This is a genomic window from Roseovarius sp. Pro17 (assembly GCF_035599575.1).
Lineage (GTDB): Bacteria > Pseudomonadota > Alphaproteobacteria > Rhodobacterales > Rhodobacteraceae > Roseovarius.
The window spans coordinates 3,322,900-3,342,128 of record NZ_CP141179.1; the positions used below are offsets into that span (position 1 = coordinate 3,322,900).

The window sequence follows — 19,229 nt, forward strand, 5'->3', positions numbered from 1 at the left end:
TTCAGGCCCCTAGTGTCTGGTGGATCCGGGCAGCGTCGATGTGGTCGTGCTCGCCGATGACGACCAGATGCCCGGCGCGCTGGCCGGCGCCCCAGGGGCGGTCAAACTGGTGGCGAACGCGCGCCCCCACGGCCTGCACCAAAAGGCGCATCGGCTTGCCCATCACGGCGACATAGCCCTTGACCCGCAGGATGTGCTGCTCGTTCGCCAGACGCTCGATCGCGGTAATCAATGCATCGACATCATCCACTTCCGGCATCGGGACGACGACAGTTTCGAAATCCTCGTGCTCGTGGTCGTCCGCACCGTCATGGTGCGATGGTCGCGCGGCAATATCGTCTTCGGCGGCAGCGTTCAGGCCAAGAATCACGTTGGGATCAATCACACCCTCGCTCATCTCAAGGATGGGTATCTTGCGCGGGCTCTGCGCCTCGATCAGCTTGCGCGCTGCTGCAAGGCCGTCTGGTCCGGCAAGGTCGGCCTTGGACAGCAAGAGGATGTCGGCACAGGAAATCTGATCCTCGAAAACCTCTGACAGCGGCGTGTCATGGTCGATGCTGTCATCCGCCAGACGCTGCGCATCCACTGCTGCGACATCAGAAGCAAACCGGCCGGCGGCAACCGCTTCGGCATCAGCCAGCGCGATCACGCCATCCACGGTGATCTTCGAGCGGATCGCCGGCCAGTCAAAGGCCTTGAGCAAGGGTTTTGGCAGAGCCAGCCCCGAGGTTTCGATCAGAATATGGTCGGGACGCACCGGCATCGCCATCAGCGCCTCGATTGTGGGAATGAAATCGTCGGCTACGGTGCAGCAAATGCAGCCGTTGGCCAGTTCCACAATGTTTTCCGCAGGGCAATCCTCATCCGCACAGGATGTCAAAATGTCGCCGTCGACGCCGACGGTGCCGAATTCGTTGACCAGCACAGCCAAGCGACGCCCCTTTGAATGGGTCATCAGGTGGCGGATCAGCGTAGTTTTGCCCGAGCCGAGAAAGCCGGTGATCACGGTCACGGGGATTTTGGCAAGGTCGGTCATTTGGGGGCCTCCATCGGGGGAATACGGGCAAGGCTTTGCTTGCGGAAAATCACGGGGCGTTCACGCCACGGCACAAGGCCATCGGCGGAGGCGGCATAAGCGGCGGCACCTGCAAGGATTTCGACACTGTCGGCACGGCTCAGCCGTCCATAGACGTAGGTCCATTTTCCGGGCGACGACAGTGCAACAGTCGCCCCTTGTGAACAGGCCGACAGGCATTCAACCGGCACGATCTGCACCCCTTCCGGCGCACCTGCCTCGGTCAAGGCTGCGTGCAGCAATGCGCCGGGGCGTGGCGCATCGTCCTGTGGCACCTCGCCAGCGCGGCAAGTCATGCAGACATGCAAGGTAGCGGTCATTGGCGGGTCTCCTTTCTGGAGATCAAAAGGCGCATGGCGGGCTTCCGGTATTCGCTGACGCAACGGTCACTCCTCAACGAAAAGCGTCGTGATGGCGGCAATTGGCGTCCCGTCCACGGCAAGCGGGCCGTGGGTGTTACTGTTCAGCGTGACTAAAACGATCACCTCGCCTTGCGGCAGACGTGGAAGATGCATCCATGCGCCATAAAGACGGCCCAGCTTTTCACCGTTGACATAAACATGCGCATGCCCCTCGCCCGGCACATCCACCAGGCCGACGGCCCGGGGCGTGAAGGTGAAGTTTCCGGTATGAACCTGAAGGTTGTAGCCCTCGATCGGATCGCGGGTCAGCTCAATTGCAATTTCGGGCGCATCGAGTGCGGGCACCTCAAGCGCAGTGGTGTGCGCGATATCATGCGCGCTGCCGCTGTGGCCCTTAGTCATGCCGCCATGCACAGCAGCATAACCGTGATCGTGCCCATCAAAAGTGACCCCACTGCCCGCAGCAAGCGTGAAGCCTATTCCGCCACCGAACACCAGTCCGATGGCGAAAAGACCAAGCGCCCTGTTCATGCGCCGACTCTCGCTGTGTCGTGCGCCTCCTCCCGCCGCCAAAAATAACCGGCGAAGGCGCCCAGCAACACCCACGCGGCCAAACCGACGCCCAAGGCCCGCGCCGCGAAGAGGGCAGCGATTTCTGGTGGCACTGTACCACTAAAGCTGTCCGGCTCTGGCGCGCCGATCAAATGAGGTGCTGCCAGCAAGACCACGGCCAGACCCCGAAGCGCCCAATTGCGCGCAAACGCAAGCAGCCACAGCGCCACCCCCGCCGACACGACCGTGGCAAACCACCAGACCTGCCTCGCACCCACCTCTGCCGCCGCCACGCCCGGAACCTCGGGCGCAAGCGTAAAGGCCGGGGCAAGGTGGAATGTGACGAAGCCCGCAATGCCCCAGATCATCCCCATGCGCCCATCTATCTGCGCGCCGCGCCCCTCGGCCACTGACATCATCGCCAGCAGGAGCAAGCCATAGCCCGTATAGGTCAGCATCGTGAAGATCACGCTCAGCCCGTCACGAACCGCATCAAACCCCGGCAACACCGGATGCGCGGTGACCGGATCGGCCCCGAAATGCAACAGTTCTCCACGCTCATAAAGCTCCGCATGCAGCAAAACAGGCTGCACGAATGCCAACTGTAGCAGACCGGCAATCAAGCCAGCTACAGCACCAGCGAACAACGCGCTGGTCAAAAATTTAGAGAACATCCGTTAGTGGCAGGGAAAGCCGGTGGCGTGACGCACATCGTGGGCGGCGTCATGCAACGCCGAGGCCTGAACGTGGCCTGTCAGGGTAATAATCGCCAGTCCCAGAACTGCCGCGAAAAGCGCGGGCAATATATCAGCGCGCAACTTGCCATGGGATTGGCCCTGAACTTGGGTCAGTGTAGTCATTGTAGCTCTCCTTACCGTCCACCCGACGGCATCGCGTTTCAATCGTGCTTGGCAGGTCTCCTGGCTCGCGGGTCGTGGCTGTTTGCCCGCCTTCCCCACCGCACCCGTCGTCGGGTTTGGCAAGTGGCATGAGGGGCAACAGCTCACCGCTTACAGTCGCGGGGGCGGCTCCAGCTTCGGGCGGCTGCCCTTACTGAATTCCCTGTTAGGTTCCACACATTTCTGCGCTTTTCGGAACACCAAGCCTGCTCATATAACCAGTTTGGTTTCGCATAGGCAATACGATTTTCGCTGTGTCGCGAAGCCAGACTGTTTCACAAGGAATTTCCGGTGGTAAGGTGTGCAATCTTCCCGGAAGTAAGGTGCTTCATTAGCAAAACTTGTTTGGCAAGACGCATGAGGAGATACTGATTGAAAACGAGCAGAAACACGACCGCGCAGGTCATCTCGATGCTACGGCAGGCCGAAGGCGGCGTGCCGCTTGCCAACCTTCGGTCGCAAGAATTATCTCTTCATGGGGCAAAAGGACGGCGGTAAAGTCGCAGCCATCGCCTACACGCTTATCGAAACCGCGCGCATGAACAGCGTCGACCCAGAGGTTTGTCTTCACTGAGTGCTCGACCGCGTCGCAGATCACAAGATGCCCCGCCGCGACGACCTCATGCCGTGGGACTGGGCGGCGGAATAAGTGTCAACAACAGTCAGACGGGACGTGTGTGGACGCCGCCAGCTGCCGCCCTCGGGACCGCGATGCTCTCGCTCGGCGCCTGCACAGTGGTTCTGATGTTCGCCAGAGCGTCCGCCCGCCATTGATGGAGTACAGCCGAGCCGAACAGTCAGGGATGGCCGACGAGATTGAAGCGTCACCTGAGGGCGCGATGATGATCGACTGGCTGGCGGATTACGCCGTGACGCGGGACCAGGCACGGGCTTGCGGATGATCTGGACGGACAGGTCGGATATAACCCCCGTAAAGTAATATGCGGCGGGACCGCCTAGAGATAGGCCCGATTTGTTTCACAAGGTTGCGTCTTCAATCGGCCGCGGGAAATTCCACGCATCTGATAACGCCACACTGCATCATCGCACGCCATGGCCGAAGAGTACCGCGTCAGGGTCACCGGGTCATCCAGCACTGGTCAAGCCAGTCCGAAACGCTACCCGGCCAGCCGCGTGACGCACCGCGCGTGTCGGGATGGTTATCGGAAGTGAGGCGGAAGGAGATCATGGCGCGATGCTGCCACGGTTTTTTTCGCAGGGCCGGTTGCAAATCGGTAAGCGTTATATGGCGGTAATCGGTTCCAGCAAACCACAAGTCGCGTTTTTTTGCACGCGGTGGCCTGTCGCTGCCCGCTTATGCACGCTGGTGCGGTTTTTCTGGTCCGGTGTTGATGTGGCGTTGATGTAAACCGCACAAGCAAAAGCCCGACTGATTAGGTCGGGCTTTAAGCATTTGATATCGTGTAGTAATTTGGTTGCGGGAGTAGGATTTGAACCTACGACCTTCAGGTTATGAGCCGAAATACCCGCGATTCCAATAGCTTAACGATAACAGCCACTTATGCGATATGCGTTTGTTTCGACAAGTTTATTCGCTCCGCAATCAAAAACATTCACATGCATTCAGCCGCAAAATCAGTCTGAAACGCGCAGTCGCAGGTTGATGTGGCGTTGATGTAAACTGATCGTTGATGCGTTGATTATAATCGCTTTCGGCCCACGCCCCCCGGTGCGCCAATTTCTCTGACGCTGCACTGCAGCTTCCCAAAAAGCAGGCATCTTTCAAGACGGTCAAAGCGGGTTCACATTTTCAGTGCGGTATCTTTTTCTGAACTCCCGGAGAACCATCTCCAGCGTCGCTTCAAAAGCACTCTGGTCAAACATCATCGATTTCTTTGCCTCATGGAGATAGCGCCAATCGATGAATGCATCTTTGTGCTGGGAAAGAATGTCGCGAATACTGTAGTCGATGTAGAATGCACTAGGATGCCGTGGAGCAACTGATCTCTTGAATTCCACTTCGAGTTTCCGCTGACTCTCTGGCAACAAGCTGTCAAACAGCTTTTCGAGGTTATGCGACTTGATAACCTTGGGATCATCGTAGTCAAAAACGAACCACGCTTTGAGCGCCAACTCCATCGAAAGAGCTAACAGCATCGGTTCGACTCCGACATGTTCGCGCTCGCACCAGTCTTCATGCTCTTCAAAGCGCTGGCCTGGAAACATCTTTGTCTTTCGGAAGACCGCCTTTGCGGCATCGCCTATCCTGATTGCTTTCGATAAACGTGCGCTCATCATAAGTCTCCTGAGTTGAAGCACTTCAAAGGTGGGAAACAAGCGATTACATTGCAAGACGATTATTGGATGGTGTTGGCGGCCCGGAGGAGACTGCAGTCACTGAAAATTATGCTGCGGCGCGGCCCGTCAAACCGGACGTTCGCCGCAGCTGTCGCAAAAAAATAAGGACCGCAATTCGATCAGTGGAAGAAGCAGACGATTGGGGCCGCTATTCGGATGGCGTGAACTCGATCTCCTTATCGGAGAATACCTCGCGCAGATTGACTATGGCTTGCTTCCAGTCCGACTCGCCCCATTGGTTGAGGAAAGCGTATGTCCTGCCGCCGAAGTGGACGAGTTCTTCGTTACCGCAGAAGTATCGGGTCGGGTCGAAGCTGCGCCCCTCCTTCGCCCGCGCCTCTTTCGCGAGACGATAGAAGTCTTCCGCGTTCACGTCCCCATCGACTGACACGAGCGCCCGATTGGCCCGCGGGCCGCACTGTTCGGCGATCTTCTCCGGGGCGATGCCGTGCTCCACGAGATGGCGGAACGTCTGATAAATGGCGTGCCGCTTCCGCAGCGCAGATAGCTTATTTCCACCGAGACTGACATCGTAGCTGGTCCAGTTGCGGGTGTCCGAGCGCGCCTCGCGCTCCTTGCGCTTCTTCTCGGTGACCCGGACCTGGTATTCCGCCATCTCCGGGAGCGGGATGATCTGCTGGACATCCGCAAAAACTCGACCGTCGTGGTCGTAAGGCTGGAGGCGCACACAGCGGATGTCGATGCCGCGCTCCACGAGCCAGAGGACCGATGTCGTCAACTCGCGAGCGAATTCGGCCGATGCCAGGACAATCCGCACGTCCTGCGCGAACGCATCCTCATCGGGTTCGTCCCACCCGAGGAAGTCGAGCAGCTCGGCCCGTGCATCGGTGTCGGCGTTACCGATCTGTGCGAGATAGCGACCGAACACGTCGGCAGCCTGATCGAAGGTCATGGTCGAGACCATCGCGGCGTAGCGGATAGCCTGCAGTTCCATGTGGCCGCCGTCCTCCGTTCGCTTGAGCTCGACCACGACGAGATTCGCATCGCGGTCGATGCCGAGAAGGTCGATGCGCCGCCGCGACTCGTCCCAGTCCCCGAACTCCTCCGCGATCACGAGCGTATCGGGTGCAACCACTGAGATGTTGGCCCGCAGAAGGCGCTGAAGATCACGGCGCTCCTGCAGCTGCATCTGGCTGAACGTGGTCTTTAGCAGGGGGCGGATTTCTTCGCTGGCAAACTCGTAGATTGGCATAAGCAATTCTGACCTTTCGGAAATTACCGCCATTCAATCGCAGTGCAAACCCACGGGCAAGCGCCATCGGCACTCCCGGCCTTTAGCTGCCGTTGACCAATGCCATGGCATGCTGCAACGTAGCTTCTCGAAAGCAAACGTTTGACGTGAGGTCTTGTGATTTCCCTGATCAGCAAACCAATGTCGGTGTTAGGTGAACTTGAAGGCGAGATTGTAAGGTGAGTTTCGCCATAGGAAGCAACCGTGGACTGGACGCAACGACGGGTGAATTCCCAAAAGCTCTCTACATGTGAGCGCTGCGGGCAAAATAGACAGCTTAGGAAGTCACATGCGATTCCTGATGCGTTTTTTCGAGATTTAAAGCGGGGCGGTAAAGGCAAGGCCACAAAAATCCATCAGGACTTTGGCACCCGACCCAGCTCTGAAAGCGGATGGTCCTACATTCTATGTGCGAAGTGTGAAATGTACTTCAATGAATCGTGTGATGAAGCCGCTATACTTTTCGTTAAAAGTGCGACGTCTGTGAACCCGCTAAAGACCATCGATCACAGTATTCTCGCCTTCTTCATCTGTAGCGTTCTGTGGCGCGCCCAACTGTCCTCCGCATCTATGTACAGCGGATATAGAATTACCGAAGCGGACGTCGACCAAATTTCTACTGCTGCCCTAGAGCTTTGTGACCCTTTTTTGGACTTTTCGTTCGAGGTGGCGCACCTGCATGACAAAGGTGGCAATATCAGTGCTAGTCAAATACGAAATGCCATCGCAGCACCTTACAGGGCGAACATACAAATAGGCTCCATTCTTCATACGATCCACCACTTTGTCGCTGGCGGAATTTTTTTTGCAGCACTTTCACCCAAAGTTCCCTCTTTAGTTGTAGATCATCGATACCTAATACCAGGCGGGCACGATACTCCAAAGGTCAGAAGAGCACTTTCGTCACTTTCAAACTTTAGGAAAATCGAGGCGGTAGCCCGGCGGGAGGCAGGATCTGGCAGTTGATTGCCTCAGGCTGAAATTTCTGGGTCTTCCTTCTTTAAAGCCTCTTGGAAATCCGGGGCGTCGTAAAGAACAACGTGGTCTACACCACTAATATATTTTGCGATCACAGTCTTTAGACTTTCTCCACCATAAATGGGATCACCGTGGATGAATTCATCAACCATCATTCTACGCAAATGGAAGATTGACCCGTTTGTAGGCAAGGCTGCGACGTCGCGGATATAGCTTTCAAGAAGGCCGGTGATGAAGCCAGCAGTCAATCGTTCACTCTCAATGACGTATCGCATGGCATTTACGCAGTCTTTCGCGGCCCAATACGGGATACTGGGACCATCAACGCCCTGAAGGCTCCTAGGTTGCAAATGCGAGCTATCAGCTGGCAAATCGCCGACAAGGCGTACCCACTTTCGAAGGCAGCGGGTTGCTTCATAGATAAGCCGGTTGCCCAAGGTTGGAAACTCAGCTGCAAGGTCCACACGGTCATCTATAACTTCGTGAATTGCCTCTAACTCCCGAACGATCACCGACATGTACATCAGCCACATATGGTCGGGGACGTCTTGCTGAGCCGCCGCTGTCACCATGATGTCAAAGAAGTGGATGGTGTTGTAAGTTGGGTCAGACCACAAGTCTTCGCCATCCGGGCATGGACCGTTGAGCAGATTTGCGTATTCCTGATCGGCGCGGATCAAGCGCACCGCCTCATCCCCTATGGGCTTCCATACTCCATACTTTGCGCCAACCTTTGCATCACCAAAAAAACCCGTGAGGAGGACGCTCTTGGGTTCAATTACAAATCCAAACGGCCCGTCGCAATTTTGTGTCGCTTTCAGTTCCTTGTAGAAGTGGCTGGCTTTGTCATTGAGCGCATCTCGAAAAAACCGTGTTCGAAATTCATCATGCTTCCATCCCATGCGATCCATCAATGCCATCGCAAATTCGGGCTTGAGACGTACCAGAAGTTGCCGGACGCCGTCGGACTGAAGAACCAGATCTTCGACTTCTAAAGCAGCATGATAGGCTTTGCGTCGCGCGGGAACCAATGACGCTAGAGGTCTAATTCGTCTCGCCACCCATTTTGGTAAGGGTAGTTTGTCGTCATTATGGATAGCAAAGAACGGGTTGGTGGCCTTTAGATGTGTGTCCAGTATCCAGTGATGGAGACGCTGTCCAAGCAGAATCTTTTCGACGGCACGTCTTATCGTTTCCAAGTACGGGCCCGCCAACTCAACAAGTTCAAGATACCTGCCCTCGTCATGTAAGCGTTCAGAAAGCGTTTTGAGGTTCCCAAGGCTGATCGCGCGAGGTTTCGCACGGGCGTGCAATAAAAGCGCTAGTACCAGCCAAGCAACTACCACTAAAAACGCTGCTTGCTCATTGGAGAAGCCCGGAGTTTGTTCCTGGAACTCAACAAACGAAAATACCGGACTTAGGCCATCTGGCGCGATGGATTTCAGCTCGAAGTAAAACTCCAAGAATCCGACAAGAATGACGGCAACCGTACCAAGTACCAACTGCCGATACATGTTTAGCCTTAATCTCAGGCGGCTGATTGGGCTCAAGATGGCATAGGTCGCGATCATCAGACCTATGAACGTGAGAAATCCATCTAAACTCATTTGTACTCCATAGGCCTAGTCGAGGCTTAAACAACGCGCACGACTTCAGGTACCCCGACAGTGCCAAACGTTTTAACTTTCGGGTGCCGACATGCGTCAGTGCTCAGCATATGTATTCCACAGACACCAGCCGCTTTGAAAGCTACAACATGTCCATGGAAATACTCTAGATGGGAACGTCCGCTTCGTCAGATTGCAGAAGGCTGTGCGGCTGTTGCACCGAATGTCCGGTTACCGCTCGAAATAACAGCCGCTTGCACGGCCACAGCGCCTTTGCTGACTCTGCCACCAAGGTAGTCTTCGCTTTTCCACAGATTCGTCCGTGTGACCCTCTTGCTCCGAATCGAGCACCCGTGCAGGTTGCACGTGTGGGGAGAGCAGTCCTCAACCAAAAGCAAAACAGGTCTATCGGAACAACAAATTCGGCCGCCAGAGGCGCATCAGCGCCCGCCAGGTCGTTCCACCCGGTCACTTACCCTGCGCCGTCAAAGCGCGGGCTGCAGGCGGTTCGAGCTCAGATCATCCTCGGTTCATTTTGAGGAGGTTTCAGCCATGGCCTTGCCGCCCCGCGTGTTTTTCACCCTTCATGAAGCTTCGGCACGCTGGGGCTGCAACATCGCAGATATTGCCGGGTGGTCCGATGCGGGCAAATTTCGCATTTTGACCGGGATTCCGGCTGTCCGCTGTGGCGAGGAGATCATTGCAGGCAAGGTCGTGCTGTCGCCTATGGAACTACTTCCGCTATTCCGCCGGTGTGGGACTGGCCCCTCTGAAAGCGTCATGTGGCGCATCCGGCCTCTGGCCCGACAGGACTGGCTGCTGATCACTGATCCCGCAGGCGGCATTCCTGTTGCTGTCGCCGACATGATGATCATGGCTGAGGAGGTCCATGCTTTTGAGGAGGAAAACGACATGGTTCGGCGCGTGGCGGCTGGGCCTGGCGCGTCAAAATCCTATGACTGGGAGGGGATGACGGTTGCCTTGATGCTGCGCATTCACGACCACGGTTTGCCCGCGACACAAGCCGAGCTGGTGGCCGAGATGCAGGACTGGTTCGCGGATCAAACGGACGGCAAGAAAATGCCCGACAGCCGCAGCATTCGGCGGCGGATCACACCGATCTGGAGAGCCCTGCGACGAGAGGATGCATGATGATCCGGATCCGCGCCGGGCCGCGTCAGGCCGACTTTTTGTCGCCGTGATCGTCCGCGTCGTGAACCAGCTTCGGCTTCGGTCGGAACGCGCTGGCGACGGCATCAACCCCCGCGCGCAGGGGCGAATCCATCAGATGCGCATAGCGCAGCGTGGTCTGCGTCTGGCTGTGGCCCAGCAGCTTGCCGATCATTTCCAGTGACGCCCCGCCGCTGACCAGCAGGGAGGCAAAGGTGTGCCGCAGGTCGTGGATGCGCACGTCTTGCAGCGCGCATTTCTTCTGGATCTGCGCCCAGAACCGCCGCACCTCCTGCACCGGCTGGCCGGGCGTATCGCCGGGGAAGAGCCACGGTGTGCCGCTTGGCACCGACAGCTGGCGCTGGCGCACGATGGCGGCAGTCTCGTCCGAGATCGGCACGCGATGCGCTCGGCGCTGTTTCGTCATCATCGGGGGTTTCGACCAGCTCAGATGTTCAAGATTGAACTGCTCGAACCGCGCCTGCCGCACCTCGCCCAGCCGCGCGCCGGTCAGCATGCACATGCGGATGATGTCGGCGGCACGCCGGTCTTCTGCCGCATCCAATGCGGCGCCCAGGCTGGTGATCTCCTTCTTGGACAGGAATCGCTCGCGCGGCGTCTCAATGCGGCGATGAAAGCGCTGGGCGGGGTTGTCCGCGCACCAGCCCCATTCCACCGCCAGCGTGAACATCTTGCGCAGCACCTCTCCCATCCGGTTGGCGCGCACCGGCGTGGGCTTCGCAGGCTGCAGCTTTCGCGCCCGGTTGTTGGGTTTTTCCTTGTGCGGACGCGCCCGGCCTTCGGCGATCTTGTTCAGCAGCTTGTCGACGTCGGTCGAGGTGATTTCCGTCACAAGTTTCCGGCCCCAGACCGGGGCCACCAGCTTGGCCAGCGAGGCGCGCTGGTCGGCGGCATTGCGTTCTGCCAGCTTTGGCAGATGCTGGGCGCAGTAGCGCTCGATCAGATCATTCACACGCGGCGCTTCGCGCAGCGCCCCGCGCTGGGCCAACGGGTCACCACCGGCATCAATCTCGCGGCGGATTTCCTTGGCCCGCTCGCGTGCCGCTGACACCGGCCATTCCGGCCAGCGCCCAAAGGTCATCCGGCGCTGCCGCCCGGCGTGGCGATAGTCGAGCGTGAAGGCCCGACCGCCGCCGCGATAGATGCAGGCCGCGAACCCGCGCACGTCGGTGTCGAAAATCTGGTAATCGCGCCCAACGATGGGCACGGCCTCGCGGAGTACTTTCTCGGTCAGCTTGGTGCGTTCTGGCATGTGTCCTGTCCTTCTTGCATCCAACATGAGGCGTGGTTTCGCCGTACTATCAAGGCAAGCATGAACGGCAGGGTGGCGGGGAGGCGCAGGGTGGCGGAAAGGCGGGCCCCTTTGTGCCACCCGTTGTTTTTCTGGGTTTTACTGGCGATCCGGCGCTGGGCGAGTCGGTCGTCGGTCGGAGGCACCGCGACCACTGGCCCTTGGCGAGCGCAAAATGATGCCGAAAGACCCGGAATCAGTGCTCCAGACCACGCCGATTGTGTAAATCTCCAACAAATTCAATGGGTGGCAGGGGTGTCGTGCCGGGTGCCACCCCTTCTTTGCCCGCCAATGCCGGTAAACCCCCTGTAAATCCCGGTGTTCGCAGGTGTTTGCAGCTTCGGCCCGCGTTTCGCATCCGCCACGACCACGGGTCGCGCGACGGCGCTTCATCCCACCTGACCCGCAAAACTCAAGATAACCCAATAAAACAAGGGGTGGCACAAAGGGGGCGACCTTTCCGCCACCCTGCGCCTCGCCGCCACCCCTTCGCCTCTGCGCTCACTGATCTCTGCAAACGCCCCCCGACACGACCAGTCACGGGGCCAGAACAGGGAGACCCCCAATGCCGCATCTCGGATCGATGCCAGAATCGAAGGAAAAACCCCGCAAGCTGCTGGTCGGCTGGATCAGCCGACTCGACCTGGCGCTGGAACTCGGCCTGTCGGTCGACACTCTGCGCCGCTGGGAGGCCCAACGCACCGGCCCGCCCTGCGTGCGCGCCGGGCGCAAGGTCTATTACCGCCGCGCCGCAATAGAGGACTGGCTGGAGGAGCAGGAGCAGGCCGCCCCGCGCCGCCGCCGTACCGGAGGGCGCCGGTGATGCACACATCAACCTGGCCCGCTGACCGCGTCGCGGAAGCCCGCGCTGTGATCGCCGATGTTGCCCATCACAGCGACCACCTGATCCGGCTCGCCTGCAATGTCCTCGACGCCCATGGCGAAACTGCCTCTGAACGCGAGGACGCCCGCATCCTGCTGGTGGTCATCGACGCACGGCAGCCAACCCGTAGCGCCCCGCAGCGGGATCAAGATGGTGAGGTGGCACGATGACGCGCCGCCACACGCCCGAGGCCGATCTGCAGCGTGCCGTCGTGCAGACGTTGCGCGTTGCCCTGCCCCGCACCGCCATCATCCATCACTGCGCCAATGAGGTGGCAGAGCCCGGGCCGCGCGGCGCGAAGCGCCAGGCGATCCTGGTGGGCATGGGCGTGCACGCGGGTTTTTCTGACCTGATGGTGCTCTGCGATGGGCGGGTCCTGTGTCTGGAACTGAAAGCCCCAAAGGGCCGCTTGCGCCCCTCGCAAGAAGCCTTTCGCGATGCGGTGCTGGCGCAAGGGTTCGGCTGGGCGCTGGTGCGCAGTCTCGATGACGCGCTGGGCGCGCTGGCCGATCACGGGTTCACCAGCCGCGTGCAACTTCCAGTGCGGAGGCCTTCGCCATGAGCCACGAAGCCACCAACTGGGCCATCAAACAGCGCGGGCTGAAGCCCACCACCAAGATCGTGCTCTGGCATCTGTGTGACCGGTTCAACCCGGACTACGGCTGTTTTCCATCACAGGCGCGGCTGGCCCATGATTGCGAGATCAGCCGGGCGACGCTGAACCGTCACCTCGACGGGCTGGAAGCACGCAAACTCATTCGCCGGATCCGGGTCATCGACCCCAGGACCGGCCAGCAGCGCCCCACCCGCTATCTTCTGGGCTTTGAGCCAGGGTTTACGCCGCGCGGATCGGGCCAAATCGAGAGTGATTCAACCAATCCCTTCGAGGCAGGAGAGGCTGAAACCCCGTGTCCGGATTTGAGACACGGGTCACTTGCCGAAAAATCGCATATCGACAAGGGCTTGTCGCCCGAGACAGACCCGAACCCGTGTCTCGTTTCAGAACACGGGTCCGTGTCTCAGTTTGGCGCAAACCCGTGTCTCAAAAATGACCAATCCCGTGTCTCAATTTGCGACACTAACCTTGTAAGGGAACCTTTAAGTAAACCAGTAAAGGAGGAGGAGGACGCGCAAGCGCGCGATTCCGATTTTGATCGGTTTTTTGCAGAGCTGCTCGGCGCGCTGGGCTTTGCCGCCAATGCCACGCTGCCCTCTTGGTGGCTGGGTTGGCCAGCGCGGACCCATGTGCGGCGATGGATCGATGATTTCGGGCTCTCCGAGAACCGGATCATCGAGGTCGCGGCCGAAACCCGGAACGAACACCCCGATCCGCCCGATGGACCGAAAGCGCTGGATCGTGCCATGGAACGCGCCGCCCAGCGCGATGCGCAGGAGGCTGCCGCAAATGTCAGCGCCCTGAAATCCAAGCGCAGCCGCAAGGCCCAAGGCAAGCCACCGCCCAGCCCAGATGAACTGGCAACGTTCTATGCGGCCAAGGTCAACTCCGACGAATATCTGCCCAATGGCATGATCAGCAACGCCATGTGCGAGGCGATGCTGGCCCGCAGGTTGGTGACAGCGGACAGGCTGCGTCAGCGGGGGGGGCGGTGAATGGCTTGGTGTCACGTCCCCGGCACGGATTGTCCCTCTGCGCAGGCGGCGGAGGCTTGGATATGGGCCTCATGCTCGCCGAACCCGGCTTCCACACCCGATGCTTTGTCGAATGGGAGGACTGGCCCCGCGCCGTCCTCATTGCCGCCCAGCGCGCGGGGTATTTCGCCCCCGCCCCGATCTGGGATGATCTACGCAGTCTCAAAGCCCGCCCCTTCCGCGGAGCCTTCGATATCGTCCTTGCCGGATATCCCTGCCAGCCGTTCAGCGCCGCTGGCAAGCGCGGCGGGGCCGATGATCCCCGCCACCTGTGGCCAGAGGTCGCCCGCGTCGTCCGGGAGTGCGCTCCCGAGTGGGTCTTCCTCGAGAACGTCGCCGGTCATGTCAGCCTTGGCCTTGAAATCGTGCTGCGAGAGCTTTGGGACATGGGCTACACGCCTGCGGCGGGCCTGTTCAGTGCGGCAGAAGTCGGCGCGCCGCACCAGCGCATGCGCGTCTTCATCCTGGCCCACACCGATGAGCCTGCATCCCGGTACGGATCGTTACAACCCGGCGGGCAGCAGCGATTTCACCCGCAAGGCGGAAGCGCTGGCGCTGGACATCACCAACTGGTCGACGCCGAAAGCGACGGATGGCGCGAAGGGTGGGCCGGGCCAGATTTACGGCTCGGGTGGGAGGCCGCCCCTGCCAGCGCAGGCGGCACAATGGCAAACGCCAGTGGCGGACGATCAAGTGGACCGGCTGCGCGGCAAGATCAACAGCCGGGGCGAGCCGAAGCTGAGTGCGCAGGCGCTCCAGTGGCCGACTCCAGCGGCGCAGAACTGGAAGGGCAGCAGCCCGGCGAGCGTGACGCGGGCGGATGGCAAAAGCCGGATGGATATCCTGCACTATCGAGCGGAACAGGGCTTCACCCACCCGGACCCGGTGATCGGGATGCATGGGCAGCAATCCTCGCCGCACGCCCCGATCTCGCGCCCGCTCTGGGCTTCCATGATTGCCTCGCATGGGCGGGCCGTCTCGCGGCGCATCCTGAAAGCCCGGGCACGGCGGCGGCTCAATCCGCTCTTCGTCGGATGGCTGATGGGCTGGCCCATCGGGCACGCGCTCTGCGCCTGCTCGGCAATGGAGTTCACCCTCTGGCAGCGGCACATGCGTGGCGCTCTCTCGCAGCTGCCCATGGCCTCGGGCCCGTGGATCTGGCGACCGAGCGAGGGGCCGGACGGCCCAGCGCAGATGGACCTCTTTGAAGGAGTGCTGCCATGAGTATGCAGGGACGGATTGCCCGGGCTGACGGGTCAAAGGTGAAACGCGCGCTGGGCGTGCAGGCGGCGCTGGAATGGGCGTTCCGGGTGGAAAAGGCACAGCTGGAACTGCCGCCGCCGGAGGATGTGGTCGAAGAAGGCTTTGGCTTTGGTCTCGAATATGTCCTGATGCAGCGCGCTGCGCTGGGCTGCAAGGTGGACGGTGGCCAGCACAAGATGGGCAGCTACACTCATGCGGACGCCGAGGTCATCGCCGCCATCGTCGCCGGTATGCCCGACAGTCTGGGCGGGATCCGCATGGCCATCCGCGTGGCCGAACTTGCCCGCGCCGGGCTCACCCCCGACTGGATGCCCGGCGTCGTGCCGCGTTGCGTTCCGGTTGAGACGCGGCAGAATCAGCATGGTGTTCGGGCCGTGACGGAAGTTGTGGGCACCGAACGGGTGCTGACCCGGGGCAAATGGCGCACGGTCGAAGTTCTGGCCTGCCCGATTACCTGGCGGCCACACCCAGAGCAGATCGCCTCCGCCCGGCGCGGCTATGAGGATTGGTGGCAGGCGCTGGATTGGGTGCGGGATGGGCTGGTGGCTGGCGGGATGCTGCGGGAGGTTGAGGTGACGGCGGCGATGCCGAAAGTGCGGCCATGGCAGGCCCGCAAGGCATAACCCCTTCAAACGCTTCTTAATCTCTGGATTTAAACCTCTGCCTGAAATACGGTCCTGAAAAGACGTTGCATGGGGTGGATTATTCAATGGCATCAATAGAAAACGGTTCGGATCTTGGCATTGAGGCCAGCCTATTCAAAACCGCCGATAAACTGCGCGGCAATATGGAGCCGTCGGACTACAAGCACGTCGCTCTTGGTCTGATATTTCTCAAGCACATCTCGGACAGTTTCGAGTTGAAGCGCCAACAGCTGCTCGCCGACTACCCTGAAGATGCGGAAGACCCAGACGCATACCTTGCCGAAAACGTCTTCTGGGTTCCGGCCGACGCACGCTGGTCGCATCTTCAGGCCAGCGCCAAGCAGACAACTATTGGCAAGCTGATCGACGAAGCAATGATCGCCATCGAGAAGGTGAACCCCTCCCTCAAGGGCGTCCTGCCAAAAGATTATGGCCGCCCTGCGCTCAACGCCGTCATGCTGGGCGAACTGATCGACCTCATTTCCGGTATCGCGCTGGGCGAAGGCAAGGACAAGGCGCGCGACCTTTTGGGCAGAGTCTACGAATACTTCCTCGGCCAATTCGCAGGCAGCGAAGGCAAGCGCGGCGGTGAGTTCTACACCCCCCGCTCCGTCGTGCGCACCATGGTTGAAATGCTGGAGCCGTACAAAGGCCGCGTCTATGATCCCTGCTGTGGCTCGGGCGGCATGTTTGTGCAGTCGGAAAAGTTCGTGGAGGCCCATGGCGGCCGTCTGGGCGACATCGCTATCTACGGGCAGGAAAGCAACTATACCACCTGGCGGCTGTGCAAGATGAACCTCGCCGTGCGCGGCATCGACGCCGATATCAAGTGGAACTCCGAAGGCACCTTCCACAAGAACGAACTGCCCGATCTGCGCGCCGATGTGATCCTTGCCAACCCACCCTTCAACATCTCGGATTGGGGCGGTGAGCGGCTGCGCGAGGATGGGCGCTGGAAATATGGCACGCCCCCCGCAGGCAACGCCAACTACGCTTGGCTACAGCACATCCTGCACCATCTGGCCCCCTCGGGAACGGCGGGCGTTGTCCTGGCCAATGGCTCGATGTCCTCGACCCAGTCGGGTGAGGGCGAGTTGCGCAAGGCGATGATTGAAGCCGAAGTGATTGACTGCATGATCGCCCTGCCGGGGCAGTTGTTCTATTCCACCCAGATCCCGGCCTGCCTGTGGTTTCTTGCCAAGGACAAATCCAATGGCATCGCCCGCGACCGTAAACTGCGCGACCGGCAGGGCGAGGTGCTGTTTATCGACGCCCGCAAGCTGGGCTTCATGGTGGACCGCACCCGGAAAGAGTTTTCGGACGCCGACGTCAGCCAGATCGCCGAGACCTACCACGCCTGGCGGCTGGGTGTGGGCTACGCCGATGTTCCGGGCTTCTGCAAATCTGCCAGCCTTGAGGAAATCCGCTCCCACGGCCACGTCCTGACACCCGGCCGCTATGTCGGAGCCGAGGCGGTAGAGGAGGACGACACCCCTTTCGCCGAGCGGTTCTTGGCCCTGCAGGACACACTGGAAGAGCAGTTTGCGCAATCTGAGGCGCTGACCGCGACAATCCGCGAGCGTTTGGCGGGGGTGGTTGGGCTGTGAAGGAGGATTGGCAAGGCTGCCAACTAGGCGACGCAATCAATTTGAAACGCGGTTATGACCTGCCCAAAAAGGAGCGGTCGCTTGGTACGTTTCCAATCATTTCATCATCTGGATTTTCTGACACCCACTCTGTAGCCAAGGTCAAAGGGCCGGGAGTGGTAACTGGACGATATGGCACCATTGGCACAGTCTACTTTGTTCAGGGTGATTTCTGGCCTCTGAATACTGCCCTCTACGTACAAGACTTCAAAGGGAATGATCCTCATTTTATTTCATATTTTTTGCGTGGGTTAGACTTTCAGGCCTATTCGGACAAAGCTGCTGTACCCGGAATAAATCGTAACGATTTACATCAGGCAGAGATATTACTTCCACCCCTTCTCGAACAACGCGCCATTGCCGCCACGCTCGGAGCGCTGGATAACAAGATTGAGTTGAACCTGAGGATGAACGAGACGCTGGAGGCCATGGCGCGGGCGCTGTTTCGCGACTGGTTCGTCGATTTCGGCCCCACCCGCCGCAAAATTGCTGGCGCAACCGACCCAGCCGCCATCCTCGGCCACCTACTGCACGACCCCACACAATCCGCCCCTCTCGCCGCTCTTTTTCCTGACAGCTTTGGTGCAGGCGAATTTCCGGAGGGGTGGAGCCTATCAACAATCGGTGAGGTCGCAAAAAACCATTCGGAAACAATGGATCTCAAGAAACGTCAGAAAGTGATTTTTATCAATACAGGTGATGTCTCACAGGGAAGATTTTTGCATGCGGATTACTCCGATGCAAACGGGCTTCCAGGTCAGGCCAAAAAGAAGATTGAAGTTGGGGATATTTTGTATAGTGAAATACGCCCCAAAAATAAAAGATTTGCTTTTGTTAATTTCGATGCGCCGGACCACATAGTATCAACAAAATTCATGGTCTTGCGAACAATCTCCACCGTCTCACCTATACACCTCTATTTCTTGGTTTCTTCCCCAGAAGCCGTGGCAGAATTTAATACAACAGCCGAGTCACGGTCTGGAACATTTCCTCAGATAACATTCGATTCGATCAAACATTATCCGGTTATGTTGGCCAGCGAAGGCATTATGAAGGCGTTTCGTGAGATCCTCGAATTAATATTTGGATTTCAGTGGGCAAACGAACAAGCAAACGAAACCCTCGCCCAAACCCGCGACCTCCTACTGCCGCGCTTGATGTCTGGGGAATTGCGGGTGACTGATCTTGACCAAGTCGAAGAGGAAACCGCCGCATGAACCTGCCGGTACGCACCAAGAACGCCATGCTGCTTGGAAACGGGCTGATCGCCCATATCCGCACGGTGCAGGAGTATCGGAAAAAGCACGGCAAGGTGCCCCAGCGTCCCTACCTGACCTACACGCAACTGGTGGAACAAACAGGCGCAAAGCTGGCCATGGTCGGCATCGGCAACCCGCTGGACGAAGTGATGACCGCCATTCATGCGCCTGACGTCCCCGACAAACTGCGTGGTCTGACATTGTTCGTCACGGACAAGTCCGGCACGATCGCCTACGGTACTGGCAAACACGACTGGCGTGGCATCAATGCAAAGAACGCCCCTCAGTACCGCGCTGCTGTCCTTGAACAGGATTGGACCGATGTAGGTTTCGTTTCAATCGATCAGCCGGTTTAAAC

General features: G+C 59.1%; 20 protein-coding genes, 2 pseudogenes and 1 riboswitch. Of the genes and pseudogenes, 13 read left to right on the plus strand and 9 right to left on the minus strand.

The window, feature by feature from the left end; translation table 11 throughout:
- Position 1: 1 nt before the first annotated feature.
- The 5 genes from cobW to U3654_RS16050 all read right to left on the minus strand — a co-directional run bounded on the left by cobW (position 2) and on the right by U3654_RS16050 (position 2,849).
- Positions 2-1,036, minus strand: a complete 1,035-nt coding sequence (gene cobW, locus U3654_RS16030) for a cobalamin biosynthesis protein CobW (protein ID WP_324752541.1) — start codon at positions 1,034-1,036, stop codon at positions 2-4.
- Positions 1,033-1,395 carry a DUF1636 family protein gene (locus U3654_RS16035; RefSeq protein WP_255014033.1) on the minus strand — a complete coding sequence of 121 codons (363 nt, stop codon included), beginning with the start codon at positions 1,393-1,395 and terminating at the stop codon, positions 1,033-1,035. Before U3654_RS16035 ends, cobW begins: the two co-directional genes overlap by 4 nt.
- Before the next feature lie 66 nt (positions 1,396-1,461).
- Entirely contained in the window at positions 1,462-1,968 is a 507-nt protein-coding gene (locus U3654_RS16040; RefSeq protein WP_255014034.1) for a hypothetical protein, read from the minus strand.
- Entirely contained in the window at positions 1,965-2,663 is a 699-nt protein-coding gene (locus U3654_RS16045; protein WP_255014036.1) for a CbtA family protein, read from the minus strand. Before U3654_RS16045 ends, U3654_RS16040 begins: the two co-directional genes overlap by 4 nt.
- Before the next feature lie 3 nt (positions 2,664-2,666).
- Entirely contained in the window at positions 2,667-2,849 is a 183-nt protein-coding gene (locus U3654_RS16050; protein WP_255014038.1) for a CbtB domain-containing protein, read from the minus strand.
- Between the two features lie 32 nt (positions 2,850-2,881).
- Positions 2,882-3,108, minus strand: a riboswitch (cobalamin riboswitch).
- A 228-nt stretch (positions 3,109-3,336) separates the two neighbouring features.
- On the opposite strand from U3654_RS16050, the pseudogene U3654_RS16055 reads away from it, so the two are divergent.
- Positions 3,337-3,537, plus strand: a pseudogene (locus U3654_RS16055) (transposase domain-containing protein); the annotation flags it as partial.
- Positions 3,538-4,640: 1,103 nt separating this feature from the next.
- On the opposite strand, the gene U3654_RS16060 reads toward U3654_RS16055, so the two are convergent.
- Both U3654_RS16060 and U3654_RS16065 read right to left on the minus strand, forming a co-directional pair.
- Complete coding sequence (locus U3654_RS16060; RefSeq protein WP_324752542.1) at positions 4,641-5,147, minus strand: hypothetical protein; 507 nt, start codon at positions 5,145-5,147, stop codon at positions 4,641-4,643.
- A gap of 208 nt (positions 5,148-5,355) precedes the next feature.
- The gene (locus U3654_RS16065; RefSeq protein WP_324752543.1) at positions 5,356-6,420 is read right to left on the minus strand and encodes a hypothetical protein; all 1,065 of its coding nucleotides are present in this window, start codon (positions 6,418-6,420) and stop codon (positions 5,356-5,358) included.
- 243 nt (positions 6,421-6,663) lie between these two features.
- Here U3654_RS16065 and U3654_RS16070 point away from each other — a divergent pair, with 243 nt between their 5' ends.
- Positions 6,664-7,425 (plus strand): hypothetical protein, encoded by a 762-nt coding sequence (locus U3654_RS16070; RefSeq protein WP_324752544.1) that lies wholly within the window; start codon positions 6,664-6,666, stop codon positions 7,423-7,425.
- A 5-nt stretch (positions 7,426-7,430) separates the two neighbouring features.
- Here U3654_RS16070 and U3654_RS16075 read toward each other — a convergent pair whose 3' ends face one another.
- Complete coding sequence (locus U3654_RS16075) at positions 7,431-9,044, minus strand: hypothetical protein (protein ID WP_324752545.1); 1,614 nt, start codon at positions 9,042-9,044, stop codon at positions 7,431-7,433.
- Positions 9,045-9,596: 552 nt separating this feature from the next.
- On the opposite strand from U3654_RS16075, the gene U3654_RS16080 reads away from it, so the two are divergent.
- A complete protein-coding gene (locus U3654_RS16080) occupies positions 9,597-10,196 on the plus strand; it encodes a hypothetical protein (RefSeq protein WP_324752546.1) in 600 nt (199 codons plus the stop codon).
- Between the two features lie 25 nt (positions 10,197-10,221).
- Here the strand turns inward: U3654_RS16080 and U3654_RS16085 are convergent, their stop codons facing one another.
- A complete protein-coding gene (locus tag U3654_RS16085; RefSeq protein WP_324752547.1) occupies positions 10,222-11,487 on the minus strand; it encodes a site-specific integrase in 1,266 nt (421 codons plus the stop codon).
- A gap of 622 nt (positions 11,488-12,109) precedes the next feature.
- Between U3654_RS16085 and U3654_RS16090 the strand changes: the two genes are divergently transcribed.
- From U3654_RS16090 to U3654_RS16135, 10 genes and pseudogenes are all read left to right on the plus strand, one after another.
- On the plus strand, positions 12,110-12,349 hold the full coding sequence (locus U3654_RS16090; RefSeq protein ID WP_324752548.1) for a helix-turn-helix domain-containing protein: 240 nt from the start codon (positions 12,110-12,112) through the stop codon (positions 12,347-12,349).
- A complete protein-coding gene (locus U3654_RS16095; protein ID WP_324752549.1) occupies positions 12,349-12,579 on the plus strand; it encodes a hypothetical protein in 231 nt (76 codons plus the stop codon). The genes U3654_RS16090 and U3654_RS16095 overlap by 1 nt, the downstream gene beginning before the upstream one ends.
- On the plus strand, positions 12,576-12,971 hold the full coding sequence (locus tag U3654_RS16100; RefSeq protein WP_324752550.1) for a VRR-NUC domain-containing protein: 396 nt from the start codon (positions 12,576-12,578) through the stop codon (positions 12,969-12,971). The genes U3654_RS16095 and U3654_RS16100 overlap by 4 nt, the downstream gene beginning before the upstream one ends.
- Complete coding sequence (locus U3654_RS16105) at positions 12,968-14,020, plus strand: helix-turn-helix domain-containing protein (protein ID WP_324752551.1); 1,053 nt, start codon at positions 12,968-12,970, stop codon at positions 14,018-14,020. Before U3654_RS16100 ends, U3654_RS16105 begins: the two co-directional genes overlap by 4 nt.
- Before the next feature lie 71 nt (positions 14,021-14,091).
- A pseudogene (locus U3654_RS20520) lies at positions 14,092-14,523 on the plus strand (DNA cytosine methyltransferase); the annotation flags it as partial.
- Between the two features lie 13 nt (positions 14,524-14,536).
- On the plus strand, positions 14,537-15,283 hold the full coding sequence (locus U3654_RS16115; RefSeq protein WP_324752553.1) for a DNA methyltransferase: 747 nt from the start codon (positions 14,537-14,539) through the stop codon (positions 15,281-15,283).
- Positions 15,280-15,945 carry a hypothetical protein gene (locus U3654_RS16120; protein WP_324752554.1) on the plus strand — a complete coding sequence of 222 codons (666 nt, stop codon included), beginning with the start codon at positions 15,280-15,282 and terminating at the stop codon, positions 15,943-15,945. Before U3654_RS16115 ends, U3654_RS16120 begins: the two co-directional genes overlap by 4 nt.
- Before the next feature lie 86 nt (positions 15,946-16,031).
- Entirely contained in the window at positions 16,032-17,573 is a 1,542-nt protein-coding gene (locus U3654_RS16125) for a class I SAM-dependent DNA methyltransferase (RefSeq protein WP_324752555.1), read from the plus strand.
- Entirely contained in the window at positions 17,570-18,829 is a 1,260-nt protein-coding gene (locus U3654_RS16130; RefSeq protein WP_324752556.1) for a restriction endonuclease subunit S, read from the plus strand. The genes U3654_RS16125 and U3654_RS16130 overlap by 4 nt, the downstream gene beginning before the upstream one ends.
- The gene (locus tag U3654_RS16135) at positions 18,826-19,227 is read left to right on the plus strand and encodes a hypothetical protein (RefSeq protein WP_324752557.1); all 402 of its coding nucleotides are present in this window, start codon (positions 18,826-18,828) and stop codon (positions 19,225-19,227) included. The genes U3654_RS16130 and U3654_RS16135 overlap by 4 nt, the downstream gene beginning before the upstream one ends.
- Positions 19,228-19,229 lie beyond the last annotated feature (2 nt).

Bases quoted from the DNA above. Each gene is read 5' to 3' on its own strand.
- cobW (WP_324752541.1), bottom strand. From the start codon at position 1,036: ATGACCGACCTTGCCAAAATCCCCGTGACCGTGATCACCGGCTTTCTC.
- U3654_RS16035 (WP_255014033.1), bottom strand. From the start codon at position 1,395: ATGACCGCTACCTTGCATGTCTGCATGACTTGCCGCGCTGGCGAGGTG.
- U3654_RS16040 (WP_255014034.1), bottom strand. From the start codon at position 1,968: ATGAACAGGGCGCTTGGTCTTTTCGCCATCGGACTGGTGTTCGGTGGC.
- U3654_RS16045 (WP_255014036.1), bottom strand. From the start codon at position 2,663: ATGTTCTCTAAATTTTTGACCAGCGCGTTGTTCGCTGGTGCTGTAGCT.
- U3654_RS16050 (WP_255014038.1), bottom strand. From the start codon at position 2,849: ATGACTACACTGACCCAAGTTCAGGGCCAATCCCATGGCAAGTTGCGC.
- U3654_RS16060 (WP_324752542.1), bottom strand. From the start codon at position 5,147: ATGATGAGCGCACGTTTATCGAAAGCAATCAGGATAGGCGATGCCGCA.
- U3654_RS16065 (WP_324752543.1), bottom strand. From the start codon at position 6,420: ATGCCAATCTACGAGTTTGCCAGCGAAGAAATCCGCCCCCTGCTAAAG.
- U3654_RS16075 (WP_324752545.1), bottom strand. From the start codon at position 9,044: ATGAGTTTAGATGGATTTCTCACGTTCATAGGTCTGATGATCGCGACC.
- U3654_RS16080 (WP_324752546.1), top strand. From the start codon at position 9,597: ATGGCCTTGCCGCCCCGCGTGTTTTTCACCCTTCATGAAGCTTCGGCA.
- U3654_RS16085 (WP_324752547.1), bottom strand. From the start codon at position 11,487: ATGCCAGAACGCACCAAGCTGACCGAGAAAGTACTCCGCGAGGCCGTG.
- U3654_RS16090 (WP_324752548.1), top strand. From the start codon at position 12,110: ATGCCAGAATCGAAGGAAAAACCCCGCAAGCTGCTGGTCGGCTGGATC.
- U3654_RS16095 (WP_324752549.1), top strand. From the start codon at position 12,349: ATGCACACATCAACCTGGCCCGCTGACCGCGTCGCGGAAGCCCGCGCT.
- U3654_RS16100 (WP_324752550.1), top strand. From the start codon at position 12,576: ATGACGCGCCGCCACACGCCCGAGGCCGATCTGCAGCGTGCCGTCGTG.
- U3654_RS16105 (WP_324752551.1), top strand. From the start codon at position 12,968: ATGAGCCACGAAGCCACCAACTGGGCCATCAAACAGCGCGGGCTGAAG.
- U3654_RS16115 (WP_324752553.1), top strand. From the start codon at position 14,537: ATGAGCCTGCATCCCGGTACGGATCGTTACAACCCGGCGGGCAGCAGC.
- U3654_RS16120 (WP_324752554.1), top strand. From the start codon at position 15,280: ATGAGTATGCAGGGACGGATTGCCCGGGCTGACGGGTCAAAGGTGAAA.
- U3654_RS16125 (WP_324752555.1), top strand. From the start codon at position 16,032: ATGGCATCAATAGAAAACGGTTCGGATCTTGGCATTGAGGCCAGCCTA.
- U3654_RS16135 (WP_324752557.1), top strand. From the start codon at position 18,826: ATGAACCTGCCGGTACGCACCAAGAACGCCATGCTGCTTGGAAACGGG.